The sequence below is a fragment of the Gracilimonas tropica DSM 19535 genome (genome assembly GCF_000375425.1).
Classification (GTDB): Bacteria; Bacteroidota; Rhodothermia; order Balneolales; family Balneolaceae; genus Gracilimonas; species Gracilimonas tropica.
The window spans coordinates 310,675-324,972 of the sequence record NZ_AQXG01000001.1; the positions used below are offsets into that span (position 1 = coordinate 310,675).

Sequence of the window (14,298 nt, forward strand, 5' to 3'; positions counted from 1 at the left end):
GATTAATCTAATACTTAATTTAATATTACATTAAAACAGATGTATAAAGTTTTTATATGCCAAAAAGCATAATGGGGTAATTAATCAAACTTATTTGCGATAAACCGATTTACAATTAACGATTCACGAATTACAAACCCACAAAAACTCCGTGAATCTCCGCGCCCTCTGTGGTTAAATCCACGGATGAGTTCAAACCATATTTTTCCTATCTTCAAGGCTCTGTAAAATTCAACACTCACACATCAAAATTAATGTCGCACAAGACTTCCGCCCAGATTCGTCAGGAATTTTTTGATTTCTTTGCCGAAAAAGATCACGCCATTGTTGACAGCGCTCCTGTAGTCCCCAAAAATGATCCCACATTGCTTTTCACAAATGCAGGGATGAATCAATTTAAAGCCATTTTCCTGGGAGAAGAGGATGCTCTTAAACACGATGGAAAACTATGGAAACGTGCTGCCGATACTCAAAAATGTATCCGGGTGAGTGGAAAACACAACGACCTCGAAGAAGTAGGCCACGATACTTACCACCATACATTGTTTGAGATGCTTGGTAATTGGTCGTTTGGCGACTATTTCAAAAAAGAAGCCATTGGCTGGGCCTGGGAGTTGCTTGTGGACAAATGGGGACTCGACCCCGACCGGCTGTACGCTACCGTATTTGAAGGGGATGAAGCCGACGGACTGCCTGCGGACGATGAAGCCGTTGAATTATGGAAGAGCGAAACGACCATTAACCATGATCACATCCTGAAATGCAGCAAAAAAGATAACTTTTGGGAGATGGGCGAAACCGGTCCGTGCGGTCCTTGTTCCGAAGTCCACATTGACCTGCGGTCGGATGAAGAACGCAAGAAAAAGCCTGGCCGAGATCTGGTGAACATGGACGATCCCCGCGTCATGGAGATATGGAACCTGGTATTTATTCAGTTTAACCGCAAACCAGATACCTCCCTTGAAAAACTCCCCGCACAGCACGTGGATACCGGAATGGGTTTCGAACGTATTTGTGCGGTGTTGCAAGACAAGACTTCAAATTATGACACGGATGTGTTCACTCCGCTTTTGGATGAGATTTCTGACATGGCCGGTTTAACGTACGGCGAGGATGAAGAGAAAGACATTGCCATGCGAGTGATCGCTGATCATATCAGAGCAGTGACCTTTTCTATTGCCGATGGAGCTTCTCCCGGAAACGATGGTCGCGGTTATGTGATCCGCCGTATTTTGCGTCGTGCTATTCGGTACGGATGGGATGTGCTGGATTTTAAAGAGCCATTTTTCTACAAGTTGGTAGATGTGCTGGCTGAGCAATTCAAAGATGTATTTCCCGAGATCAAAGCACAGAAAGAGTATATCGTGAATGTGATCCGCTCGGAAGAAAAGAGTTTCCTGAAAACGCTTGGTCAGGGCATCGAGTTGTTCAATGAGATGGTGGAAGGTGAGAAAAAGCTTTCCGGTGAAGATGCCTTCAAATTACACGATACCTACGGTTTCCCTATCGACCTGACCGAATTGATGGCTCGTGAACGGGGCGTGGAAGTAGATGTGGAAGGATTCAACAAGCATATGCAGGCTCAGAAAGAGCGTGCTCGTGCGGCCGGGAAGTTTTCGGTGGATCAATCTGATTCCAAGAAATGGAATGTGCTTAAAAAAACTGATGATTTTGAATTTGTAGGCTATGATAATGCCGAATCAGAAGTTGAGATTTTAGCTTATCGAAAAGAAGGCGAGCGATTTGCCTTGCAACTGAATCGCACTCCATTTTATGCCGAAAGCGGGGGGCAGGTAGCGGATACCGGACTTATTACTAATGGCGACGAATACATTAAAGTGCTGGATGTGAAGAAGTCCAACGGGCAGTTCATTCATTATGTAGATAAGCTTCCAGAAGATCTTTCCGGAATATGGACGGCGAGTATTGATTTGGATCGAAGAATTGAAATTCAAAAACACCACTCTGCTACACACTTAGTACACTCGGCTCTACGTGGAATTTTGGGAGATCATGTGCAACAGAAAGGCTCGTTGGTAGATGAGCATCATCTTCGGTTTGACTTCTCTCATTTTGAAGCGATGACGGATGAACAGCTGGATGAAGTGGAGCAGTTGGTCAACAAAAAGATCCAGGAAAATATCCCGTTGCAGGAAGAACGAAATGTTCCCATTGAGGAAGCCAATGACCGTGGTGCAATGATGCTCTTCGGTGAAAAATATGGCGAAAGCGTCCGTGTAATCACATTTGATGAAGACTATTCGGTGGAGCTTTGCGGCGGTACGCATGTAGGGGCGACCGGTGAGATCGGCTATTTCCGGTTCACCAATGAAACCTCGGTAGCTGCCGGAATTCGTCGAATTGAGGCTGTATGTGGAATGCATGCCGATAAGCTGCTTCGCGATGAAAAGAGATTATTGCAGCGAGTGAAAGGAGCAATCGGTCAAACTGAAGATCTTGCTGCTGATGTACTGAAACTAATCGAGGAGAAAAAAGCGCTCGAGAAAGAACTCGAAAAAGTACAGATGCAAAATACCGGCGCCATGCTGGATGAACTCATCGCAAATGCCGGTGAATTAGATTCCGGCATCAAGCTGGTCAAAGGCGAAATTGCCGGCGCGGATATGGATGCGTTGAAACAACTTGGCTATGATGGCATCGAAAAAACCAAGAAGAATACCGCAATTGTACTCGGCTCCAAAGATGAGAAAGAAGGTAAAGTGTACCTGATGGTAGCTTTAACCCAAGACCTCATCAAAGAAAAAGGTTTGAAGGCCGGCGTTTTGGTGGGTCAGCTTGGAAGATTAGTTGGAGGCGGTGGAGGCGGTCAGCCTAACTTAGCAACGGCCGGTGGACGACAACCCGAAAAACTGTCTGAAGCCCTCGAAAAAGTGAATGAATTGATCGAGGAATCAATTCGGTAGGTGAGTTTAGAACAAGCCCGTAAAGGGGTCATCATGAGCGCTTAGGAGTTTGATTCGGTTGAGTTTGTATTCCGCGAAGGATCTCAAAGTTAGAATCTGAGCTGTAGTAGAATTTGAGATCCCTCGTGTTAAACATTATGGTCCTGTTTCTATAAGGAAGAACTCGGGATGACAACCAAGTTGCCCATTGTTAGTAAGCAATTGTAACAACTGTAATCAAATCACAAAATCTTCATAAAAATTGGATATATTTGCGTCCCTTTTGATTTGACGCAAAAATGACTTGAAAACATAATTATGGCTAAAAAGAAAAAAGACGACATTAATTTTGCACCCCGAGGAATCGGAGACGAAAAAGACGGTGCTGTCCAAAAAGGTGTGGACCTTCCTAATCCCACCAAGAAAAAACACAAATCCCTTGGTTTGAGTGAAGATGATCTCAAAGCCATGTATGAGCAAATGTACCTTCAGCGGCGATTTGAAGAACGTGCTATGCAACAATATCAAAAAGGGAAATTCGGTGGATTCTTGCACCTTTATATTGGTCAGGAAGCCATCTCAACCGGAACCGTGTTTGCGCTGAACGACGATGATGATATTATTACTGCATATCGCGATCACGGCTGGGGATTATGCCGGGGCATCACTGCCAATGAAGGCATGGCTGAATTATTCGGTAAGAAAACCGGATGCTCAAAAGGGAAAGGCGGATCGATGCACTTTGCCAAAACTGAAAATCACTTTTGGGGCGGCTACGGTATTGTAGGTGGACATATACCTATTGGTGGCGGACTTGCGTTCGCGAACAAATACAATCAAAATGGAAGAATCTCTGCTACCTTTTTTGGAGATGGAGCCGTTGATCAGGGTGCTTTGCATGAAACGTTCAACATTGCAAACCTTTGGAAGCTTCCAGCCATTTTTGCTGTAGAAAATAACGGTTATTCCATGGGAACAGCCGCTCGACGTCATACGGTCACCGAGATCGTGGATCGCGCCAAAGCATATGGAATGAAGAGTAAAGTGGTGAACGGAATGGATGTTTTCTCCGTGTATGAGGCCATGAAAGAAGTTTCAAAAGAAGTTCGTGAGTCATCCGAACCATATTTCTTAGAGATTCGAACCTATCGCTACCGCGGACATTCGATGTCGGATCCTCAAAAATATCGTACCAAGGAGGAACTCGAGACTTATCAAAAGAATGATCCGATTGAAAGACTGAAGTCTTATTTATTGGACGAAAAAATTCTTAAAGAAGATGAAATTCAGGAAATAGAAGAGAAGGTAGAACAGGAAGTATTGGATGCCGTGGAATTTGCAGACAATTCCGACTTCCCAGATGAGGAAGCATTATACGATGATATGTTTACCGAAGACGAACCTTATTTCCATAACTAATTTTAAACTGACGATATAAAGTAATGGCTGAATTACAATTTAGAGAAGCAATACGAGAGGCAATTGACGAGGAAATGGCCCGTGAAGAGAAAGTCTTCATAATGGGCGAAGAAGTTGCCGAATACAACGGTGCTTACAAGGCTACAGAAGGACTTTTAGACAAATACGGCTACAAGCGCGTGATCGATACGCCCATCTCTGAGCTCGGTTTTGCCGGAATTGGAGTGGGTGCTGCAATGAACGGTCTTCGTCCCATTGTGGAATTCATGACCTTCAACTTTGCGGTTTTAGCGGCCGACCAGATCATCAACCACGCATCAAAAGCGGGATACATGACCGGTGGACAAATTTCGATGCCAATCGTTTTTCGTGGCCCGAATGCTTCTGCAGGTCAGTTGGGAGCTACCCACTCGGTAGCTTACGATTCTATGTATGCGCATTTCCCCGGCTTGAAAGTGATTTACACTTCCGAACCAGATGACGCCAAAGGTTTATTAAAATCTGCTATTCGTGATGACAATCCTGTGTTGTTCATGGAATCAGAGCAGATGTATGGAATGAAAGGTGAAGTCTCTGAAGAAGAAGATTATATCATCCCGATCGGAAAAGGGAAGATCAAGCGTGAAGGAAGTGATGTCACTGTGGTTGCTCATGGGAAAATGTATCACGTGGCAAAACAAGCCGCCGCTCAGCTTGAGAAAGACGGTGTGGATGTGGAAATTATTGATCCTCGCACGGTGAAGCCATTGGATCTGCCGCTGATCGTGGAATCCATCAAAAAAACCAACCGCTGCGTAGTGGTAGATGAAGCGCATCCTTTTGCAGGATTTGCAGCTGAAATCGGGTTCTTGATTCAACGCGAAGCATTCGATTATTTGGATGCCCCCGTACAGCGTGTTACACTTCCGGATGTAAATGCACCGTTTGCCAAGAATCTATTTGATGCTTGGTTACCCGATGCTAAACAAGTGATCGATGCTGTTAATCAGGTTACTTACAGAAATTAAGGTAAAAGGTGAAAAGTTCATTTTGATTATTTTTCGCCTTTCACTTTTGCCTTTTCACTCTTACACCCGTTACATTTAAGAACGACCAAATATTACAAATAATAACTCACTCAATAGTTTAGACTAAAAGATTATGGCCATTAAGATTGAAATGCCGAAGCTCAGTGATACCATGGAAGAAGGGGTTATCGCTGCCTGGAATGTACAAGAAGGAGACAAGGTCTCAGCCGGCGATATTATTGCTGAAGTTGAAACCGACAAAGCTACTATGGAAGTTGAAGCCTTCGATGAGGGAACGGTACTTAAAATCCTTGTGGATGAAGGCGATGCAGTACCTTTAGGCGGGCTTATGGCCGTGTTGGGTGAGGAAGGTGAAGATATTTCTGAAATTCTTGAGAATGCAGGTTCTTCCGGTTCCGGAAAATCCGAAAAAAAATCAGAGGCAAAAGAAAGTGTTTCTGAGGAGAAAGAAGAGGCTTCAACATCAGGTGGCGGGGCAACTCTGACTTCCCCAAAATCCGAGAGTTCTACTTCAGGTGATACGGCTGCATCAACAGGCAAACATGGCCGAATTTTAGCTTCTCCATTGGCTCGTAAAATGGCTGAAGATAAAGGAATTGACCTTTCCCGGGTGAATGGGTCAGGTCCGAATGGTCGAATCGTAAAAGTGGATATTGAGGAGTATAAAGAAACTGCACCGGCTGCAGCTGCTTCTGCACAAACTTTCCAAAGCCTGGAAAGCAAAGAGATCAAAGTATCTCAGATGCGGAAGACTATCGCTCGTCGCCTGTCAGAAAGTAAGTTTACGAATCCGCATTTCTACGAGACCATTGACATTGATATGAAAGCGGCGATCGCAGCCCGCAAGCAGATGAATGATGCGAATGAAGATGTGAAAATCAGCTTCAATGATATCGTGGTGAAAGCCTGTTCTGTTGCGCTAACTCGACATCCATATGTGAACAGCTCCTGGCACGATGATGTGATCAAACAGCACGGAGATGTGCACGTAGCCGTAGCCGTGGCCATCGAGGAAGGATTGATGACTCCGGTTATCCGTCATTCCGATAAAAAAGGATTGGCTCAAATCTCATCCGAAACCAGAGAGTTGGCCGGACTGGCTCGCGACCGCAAGCTGCAACCCGAACAGATGGAAGGAAGTACGTTCACTATCAGTAATTTGGGGATGTTCGGCATTGAAGAATTTACCGCAATCATCAATCCTCCGAACGCATGTATTTTAGCCGTTGGTGCTATTCGTGACGTTCCGGTTGTGGAAAATGGTGAAGTAGTTCCCGGGAAACGCATGAAAGTAACACTCTCATCCGATCACCGAATTGTGGACGGAGCGAAAGCTGCAGAATTCCTGAATACCGTGAAGAATCTGCTGGAAAATCCGCTCTCTATGTTGCTTTAGATGATAAGATTATCTTTGCCCAAAAGCCTTGTGTAAGACATTACGCAAGGCTTTTTTTTTGAGCAATTATTCCTGATTCATCATTATGCATGGATTTGAGCGGATTCTATTCTCAATTACGTATGAACTTCATAGGGGGCGACTCTGCTCCCGTTAAATTTTAATCGATATATAAATGGAGTTTTATGTTACGACGTATACTATGCATATTGTTATTTATATCTACATTTTCCATAACGGGATTTGCACAAAATGGAGTGCATGATTCAGAAAATAATCACTTTAAACAGTTTGAGTTAGATCAAAAAATTAACTCAAAAGCCGAATTTCAGCATTCAAAAGCGTATCAATTTTCCAAAGCGCTTTCCAATAACAGTCAGCTCATAGAATTAATGAGCCTGAAGGAAGGGGTAAATGAGTCCGTGATCAAGAGAAAAATGATCAATACGGAAAATGAGAGAAAGAACGTGAGCAGTTTTAAAAGAAGGGGGAAAGTGGCAAACATAAAATCGGTTTTATCTGTTCAAAACTATAATTGGGATGGAACCAACAAGTTAGGACTTGTGAGCCGTTCTTTTCATACTAATGATCTGAGTGAAGATTCAATGGTGACTTGGTGGGATTATTACCAAGTTGTAGATGAATCCGGGGATATAAGCGATGATGCGAATTACTTACTCTATGGAGACCTGAAAACAAATCGGGTCATAAATCAGCATGGTAATTATTACATGGAAGAAGGAGAATGGATGCTCGGCTACGACTATTTTTATGAGCATAACAGTGAGGGAAGAACAACCAATTTCGAGTATAAAACCCGCATAGAAGGGGACTGGAAGTATGAATATAAAGATACCTATGAGTACAATTCTGAGGGTTATACAAGCGAGATCATGGAGTATGAGCATCGTTATGGCGCCTGGGCACCATCCTGGAGGTACACATTTTCATATAAAGAAATGAATGGTGAAGATTACCTGGATGAAAGGTTAGCCGAATCCTATGATGAGATCTCCGGCACCTGGAATAATGCAGGAAAAAATATCTATACCTATAACAGTGATAATCAGGTCATTGTGTTTCAACATTGGGATGATCAAAATGACAAGTGGGTAAATCAAACCCGAAGAACTTATTACCTGAATGAAAATGGTCTTGATACCTTATTTGTACGGGAATATTACGACCAGAACAAAGATATCTGGTATAAAGAGTATAGAGAACTTACAACCTATAACGCCGATGGCTGGGATACAGAATATTATTCTCAATTCTATGATACCACAAATCAAGAATGGAATAATTTGGAAAAAACAGTTACCACATATAATGGAAATTATGTAGAGACTGAAAAGAACTACATATGGAGTCCCTCGGATAACGATTGGGTATATGATGGTTTTTATCGTGAAAGCACCTTTAATTCTGAAGGGGAAGAGCTCACATATGTTTACAAATACTATAATGAAGGGGCACTTTCATATGGATTTAAAGAAGAATATGAATACGACAGCGATGGCTATATGACTATCAAAAAGCATTGGGAGATCCAAAATGATGGTACCGAAATTCCATTTAGGTACACAGAAAGACAGTATATAGACGGTTATATTGATGAAAGTCCATTATTGTCTTTGAGTAAAGTAGAAGATCTTCCAAATGATCAGGGAGGATTTGTCCAGTTTTCAATTGGTGGTCAGCATGCTACAAATGGTGAGGTCGACCTGAACACTTCCCATTTTAACATTTGGTCTTATAATGGCAGTTACTGGGAGAATGTGAAAACTGTTACGTATGAACCGAGAATTACAGGGAACGGGAACATGGTGTCTGTGTCGGTTCCATTTACCATGCCTTTGGGAGCTGACTCAGCCAATTACGCTCAATCTTTTAAAGTAACCGCTCATACAGCAAAAGGCGATATGATCAGTACCACAGGCGTTGAAAGCGGAGTAGCTATAGATAACATAGCTCCGGCAAAGGTTGAGAATGTTTCTGCGTCTAAGGAGAACGATCAGATATCCATGAGCTGGGATCCCAATTCATCAAGTGATGTAGATGGATACTTTGTTTTTATTGAGTCTGAGGATGGTACATATGATACAGAGAATAGCATTGGCTTCAGCGAAAGCACCTCTTTGGTATTCAATAAACCAAATGAAAAGGGAGATTATGAGTATGTGGTATTAGCCATAGATAAGCATCAAAATGTTGGTGCTCCTTCTGAACCTACCCTGGTTTCCATAACTACAGCTAATGAATTGACCGGAAACGTACCGGAACACTTTGAGCTTTCGCAAAACTATCCAAATCCATTTAATCCAACTACGGAGATTAGCTATGCACTTCCAAACAAAGCACAGGTAAAAGTTTCAGTGTTCAATATGCTTGGACAAAAAGTAAGTACATTGATCAATCGCTCACAAACAGCCGGTTATCATACTGTGAAATTTGATGCAGCAAACCTTACAAGCGGAACATATTTTTACCGCATTGAGGCCGGTTCATTTACCGAAACCAAGAAAATGATGTTGATCAAATAAGACATCAAACCCTTATGGTAGAACCCTCGCGGCATTCTTGTCACGAGGGTTTTTTTATTGATATTTCCATTGAATTGAATGGGTAAAGAGTAATACGTTTTCCAAAAATGATTGCCATGCCGATGAGCTTATACCTGAACATATCAATTGATACAGGATTACATTTTCTAACAAACTTCTCCAAATAATTTGCGTAATTGAGTCTCAACAAAAAATTAATCCAATGATTTTATGAGACTCAGGATCTTAACGACATTTTTATTATTGATGGCTGTAACCGTACAGGTTCAGGCACAAGCTTCTGTCCAACAGGAAGTACAATCGGCAATTGAAAAACTATTCGATGGCATGAGGGAAAGTGACAGTTCCAAAGTTGCTTCCGTATTTACTAAAGATGCCATTATGCAGACGGTTGTAAAGAATCAGGAAGGAATGGTTACCCTGAATAATGGCAATTTGGAAGGGTTCTTAAAAGCAGTGGGAACTGATAAAAATGAGATCTGGGATGAAAGGATCGGTGGTTATGAGATCAAAGTTGATGGTGAACTCGCCTCTGCATGGACCCCCTATCAATTTTACCGGGGTGATAATTTCTCGCATTGCGGAGTAAATTCCTTTCAGCTCATGAATTCTGAAGAAGGCTGGAAGATCTTCCATATCGTTGACACGCGCCGCAGAGATAATTGTGTTAATTAGAACGGTCAGCTCTCAGCTTTCAGCCATCCGTTCAAGCAGGCTGAAAGCTGAAGTCTGATAACTGAAAGCTTAAACCAATCGACTATGAAAAACTTATTTACAGTCCTTCTGATACTTTTATTCGGAATACAACTTGCAACTGCACAAGTCAGTGAAGAGCAAAGAGCAAAAGACGTTCAATCCATCGACAACTTGATGGAAGCTTTATACGCTTCCATTTCGGGCGAGAAAGGAGAACCCAGAGATTGGGAGCGATTCAGCAATTTGGTGATTCCGGAAGCACGTTTAATTCCAACAAATCGGAATCAGGAAGGAAAGAATGTATACTCTGTAATGAGTCCCAAAGAATTCATCGAAAACACCAATTCCTATTTCGTGGAAAATGGATTTTATGAATATGAGATCAATCGGGAGGAACATCATTATGGACGGGTTGTGCATGTATTCAGTACTTATGCTTCTAAATACAGTAAATCGGATGAGGAGCCATTCAACAAAGGGATCAACAGCATACAGCTATTTGATGATGGCGAGCGCTGGTGGGTGGTTACCATTTATTGGGCACATGAATCAGATGAAAACCCAATCCCTGAAAAATATAGCGGAGAAAGTTAGTCGTCCTGAGCCTGTAGCAGCTGATCTATCAGCGTTGCTTTTTCTTGATCTACATATTTTCCATAAGAAATGATCAATGTACCTTTAGTTCCATCATCGGCTTCTATGGCATAAATAGTTGCTTCTGAGCCGGGATCGGTACCCTGATCAAACTGGTGCGTTTCCAGGATCGTTAAAGCATCTGCTTGGTACTCAGTATCTATTTTTTTGCAGGTGATGTAGCCTTCATCCAACTCAAACGTGTGGTCAAATCCCTTTTTGTTCAATGCATCGGTAGCTTCGGCTAAATCTTTGTACATAAGAATAAAATTTATTCAACGATAGCGTATTCAGATACCACCTCGTTTCTTGGCAAGGCATCAAAATGCCACCATTCAGATGGTAATACTATAAAACCTGCCTTGGTCATTACGTTCCGAAGAATTTTGCGGTTTTGAACCTGGGCTTCGGTCAAAATGCCTTTTTCAATAAGTTCTTCTTCCTTATCGGTATGTGCTTTTTCGGTAAAATGATCATATCCGGTGCCCATATCCAGCTCATTTCCTTTAGAATCGCTTACGGTTAGATCTATCGCAAACCCATAATTATGGATGGAACCGCTCTGGGGATTCGCCACGTATTTTGCTCTCTCATCTTCCGGTAATCCTGATTGATCCCATAAAATTTGTTGAATTCGCCGGGGGCGGGCTGCATCATAAATGTACAAACGCAGATCGGGACATTCTTCTCTAAGATATTCTGATGCCTGTACCAATTTGTCCACCGCCAGCGGACGTAGATAGGCTTCTTCCAGGCTTCCATACAAATCTTTACCAATAAAATTATTCGTGGATGAATACCTGAGATCAACAATAATGGATGAATCCGATTCCTGAACATTTTCCAATCCTTGATTGGTGAAAATGGAGTCCCAGTCAGGGGCATTTTCAGGATCTTGCTTCTTTGAAGATTTTCCGGCGCATCCGGCTAAAAGAAACAATACCATGAGAAAAAAATAGCTATACTTAAAAAGCATTTCGGTTAGGTTATTTGTTGGATAACATAAACTGATAGCAGTAGGAGGCAATATCAGCAGCAGCATCTAATACCGCTTCACGGTTGGGGGCTTCTTTGGATAAGAAGATCAGAACAAAAGCCCGGCCATCCGGCATATATACGATACCGCTATCGTGATGAACATTGGTGATCCAACCTGTTTTATGTGCTACCGAAGCTTCTGCAGGCAGCTTGGCCGGAATCATTTCGTTGTACTTCTGATCCTTAAGAATAGAAATGATGGCTTCTTTTGAACGGTCGTTGAGCAACGCTCCCTGTTCGATCTCTTCGAAAAGAACAAGCAGATCTCTGGGAGTGGTCGTGTTGCTTAAGCCTGCTTCATATGCTTTAATGTCCTCAACTCCACGAAGCACTTCAATACTATCGGCTCCAATGGATCGCATGGTCTGAGTCACACTTTCGGCACCCAGAAAATCAATAAGGATATTTGTTGCAAGGTTACTGCTGCGTGTGATCATTTGATAGGCCAGATCATATAAGCTGGTTTTAGCATTTAGTTTTTCATAAAGGCCTTGTTCACTGTCTTCACTTACTTGCATGGTGAATTCAGATCCATCTACGATACTTTTGAAAGTGTTTTTTACAACAATTGAATCTTGCACATCAAATTCACCGCTTTCGGCTCTTTTGTAGAGCTCGACGATCACCGGCGTCTTCATGGTGCTGGCAGCGTGGAACCGTTCATCCTCATTTATAAAAACATATTCATCCGGGTTGTTGAGATTTTTGAATGCGATCCCAAAAGTTCCTTCCAATCCGCTCAACCGGGATTCGATGGCTTGTTCAAGTTCTGTTATAGTTTCCGGATGGTCAGTAGTGGTGCAAGCGGTTCCGAAAATTAAAATGAGTAACAAATACAGGTATTTCATAAACCGTTTATTTTTTTGAGGTAAGAATACAATAAAGTGTAGAAAATAAAAAAGCCGCTCATACAAGCGGCTTTTTTCAAAACATCAGAGCTATAAAATTAGCCTTTATTTTTGATATCCTGAATTTCCAGGCGGATTTCCTGGGCTAATTTTTTTAAATCCTGAAGGCCTTTACGTGCACGTGTTCCGGCAGCTTTGTTACCTTTGTCGTAGAATTTTTCCATTTCTACTGAAGTTTCTTCTACGAGATTTTTTAATTCTTCAACTCTGCTCATTAATAGCTCCGTTAAATTTTATGTTTAGGTTAGTTTCTGTTTTCAGAAATGAGCACGAAGCTATTCAAACAATGATATTGAGTCAAATTAAAAAGTGGTTTTTTTAGCCAAAAAGGTATCTTTTTTATCAAATTACCGGATGATGGTGGATTTTTTGAGGTTTGGCCAGTTGGAAAAATCGGTTGCAGTGGTAATTTTTACGGGTTTGCCGAAATCCTGAAATTCTGCAGGAATGGATTCATCCAGAAAATCCTCCGGTAAAGTATCCCAATTAAGGATTTCTTTCTCTTCTTTAATCAGGATCTCATCTTTCTCATTCATGGAGAATAAGAGGATATCTGCTTCCTCAAAAGCAGTTGAAAGCATGTACGAGAACTCAGGCAGAGGCACATGGACAGTTTTCCCTTCTTCTGCAATTAAATTGGAAAGAAGGAGGTTCGGTACGTCGTGAAGTTGCTCCAGTTTGGCTTTATCCAAAATGATCTCATCTTGTTTGCGGATGATCATTTCTTTTTGAAAGCCATGTACTCCAATAGTAGGGATGCCCTGATCCGCAAATAGCCCGATAAGTCTTTTGTTGAGATCCTTGATGGCACGCAATCGCGCATCTTCGCGCATCATTCCTGTTTGTATGAGCCGGTCGGTGTAGGGACTGTCTCCATGTATCACTAATCCTTTTCGGTCCCCAAGTTGAGCCAGTGATTTGGCAAAAGCTGTAAGGAATACGGAATTGTCCAGGTGGTGATGATCAAGAACGGCGATAAAATTTATGGGCATTGAAAATGATTTATTTGTTGTTCAAAGCGGATGACTTAAAACTAAACGGGAGCAGGTCAACACTAAGGTGCTCGGATAGTGTACCATCGGAATGATGCAGCTTCAAGGTATGATAGGGTAACAGCTCAGTGATCACTTGTCGGCACGCGCCACAGGGACTGCTGAATTCTCCTTTTCTTGTATGGATCTCCATTTTTGTGAATTCAGTTGTACCATGCGCAAAGGCTTTGGAAATGGCCACCCTTTCAGCACAAATTCCATGAGTCCAGCCACTGACCTCAATATTTACTCCTTCAAAGAACCCATGTTCAGTGAATAAGAGCGCCGATACTGGGAAGTCAGAATTCACCACCACAGCTTGATCCAGAAGTTGTTTTAAACGTTTCAATGGAGAAAATTCCGATTCCTTTGGATGGAATAAATTTTCAACCTGCTCAACAGGAGGCTCTTTCGTTGAAAGTACATTCAGGTCAAACTCAGCTTCCCAAAATTTGAGTTGTTCCATTTTGTTATGGGGCACAAAAATTGTTTTAGGAATATCCATTTCACTTAAACAAATGGCACATGCGGCTTGCACGGCCGGGATGGTAAGCGGGTACGAAATATTTTCTATACGAACGCCTGCGTAGAATTCCCCGGATGTACCTTCTATGATGCAAGCCTGGGGTTGCCCGGAATAAGGAGTGTAAGATTTTTCAAATAGTGAGTTCCAACTCATAAG

General features: G+C 42.3%; 13 protein-coding genes. 7 read left to right on the plus strand and 6 right to left on the minus strand.

Going from position 1 to position 14,298, the window contains the following annotated elements; genetic code table 11:
- Positions 1-254: 254 nt before the first annotated feature.
- The 7 genes from alaS (at position 255) to B151_RS0101430 (ending at position 10,600) form a co-directional block, all read left to right on the plus strand.
- Positions 255-2,924 (plus strand): alanine--tRNA ligase, encoded by a 2,670-nt coding sequence (gene alaS / locus B151_RS0101400; RefSeq protein ID WP_040516380.1) that lies wholly within the window; start codon positions 255-257, stop codon positions 2,922-2,924.
- Between the two features lie 297 nt (positions 2,925-3,221).
- Positions 3,222-4,322: a pyruvate dehydrogenase (acetyl-transferring) E1 component subunit alpha gene (gene pdhA / locus B151_RS0101405; protein WP_020401800.1), complete on the plus strand. Its 1,101-nt coding sequence runs from the start codon at positions 3,222-3,224 to the stop codon at positions 4,320-4,322.
- Positions 4,323-4,345: 23 nt separating this feature from the next.
- Positions 4,346-5,329, plus strand: a complete 984-nt coding sequence (locus tag B151_RS0101410; RefSeq protein ID WP_020401801.1) for a pyruvate dehydrogenase complex E1 component subunit beta — start codon at positions 4,346-4,348, stop codon at positions 5,327-5,329.
- Positions 5,330-5,462: 133 nt separating this feature from the next.
- On the plus strand, positions 5,463-6,746 hold the full coding sequence (locus tag B151_RS0101415) for a pyruvate dehydrogenase complex dihydrolipoamide acetyltransferase (RefSeq protein WP_020401802.1): 1,284 nt from the start codon (positions 5,463-5,465) through the stop codon (positions 6,744-6,746).
- A 185-nt stretch (positions 6,747-6,931) separates the two neighbouring features.
- Positions 6,932-9,289, plus strand: a complete 2,358-nt coding sequence (locus tag B151_RS19270; RefSeq protein ID WP_083909845.1) for a T9SS type A sorting domain-containing protein — start codon at positions 6,932-6,934, stop codon at positions 9,287-9,289.
- A gap of 231 nt (positions 9,290-9,520) precedes the next feature.
- Positions 9,521-9,985 (plus strand): nuclear transport factor 2 family protein, encoded by a 465-nt coding sequence (locus B151_RS0101425; protein WP_020401804.1) that lies wholly within the window; start codon positions 9,521-9,523, stop codon positions 9,983-9,985.
- 84 nt (positions 9,986-10,069) lie between these two features.
- Positions 10,070-10,600, plus strand: a complete 531-nt coding sequence (locus B151_RS0101430; RefSeq protein WP_020401805.1) for a hypothetical protein — start codon at positions 10,070-10,072, stop codon at positions 10,598-10,600.
- On the opposite strand, the gene B151_RS0101435 is transcribed toward B151_RS0101430, so the two are convergent.
- From B151_RS0101435 to B151_RS19975, 6 genes are all read right to left on the minus strand, one after another.
- Positions 10,597-10,899 carry a hypothetical protein gene (locus B151_RS0101435; protein WP_020401806.1) on the minus strand — a complete coding sequence of 101 codons (303 nt, stop codon included), beginning with the start codon at positions 10,897-10,899 and terminating at the stop codon, positions 10,597-10,599. The two genes, B151_RS0101430 and B151_RS0101435, sit on opposite strands and share 4 nt — an antisense overlap.
- Positions 10,900-10,910: 11 nt before the next feature.
- Positions 10,911-11,615: a M15 family metallopeptidase gene (locus B151_RS0101440; protein WP_020401807.1), complete on the minus strand. Its 705-nt coding sequence runs from the start codon at positions 11,613-11,615 to the stop codon at positions 10,911-10,913.
- A gap of 10 nt (positions 11,616-11,625) precedes the next feature.
- Positions 11,626-12,525, minus strand: a complete 900-nt coding sequence (locus B151_RS0101445; protein ID WP_020401808.1) for a serine hydrolase — start codon at positions 12,523-12,525, stop codon at positions 11,626-11,628.
- A gap of 98 nt (positions 12,526-12,623) precedes the next feature.
- Positions 12,624-12,800 (minus strand): hypothetical protein, encoded by a 177-nt coding sequence (locus B151_RS0101450; protein WP_020401809.1) that lies wholly within the window; start codon positions 12,798-12,800, stop codon positions 12,624-12,626.
- A gap of 132 nt (positions 12,801-12,932) precedes the next feature.
- Positions 12,933-13,577: a hypothetical protein gene (locus B151_RS0101455; RefSeq protein WP_020401810.1), complete on the minus strand. Its 645-nt coding sequence runs from the start codon at positions 13,575-13,577 to the stop codon at positions 12,933-12,935.
- A gap of 10 nt (positions 13,578-13,587) precedes the next feature.
- Complete coding sequence (locus tag B151_RS19975; protein ID WP_020401811.1) at positions 13,588-14,295, minus strand: hypothetical protein; 708 nt, start codon at positions 14,293-14,295, stop codon at positions 13,588-13,590.
- Positions 14,296-14,298: the final 3 nt, after the last annotated feature.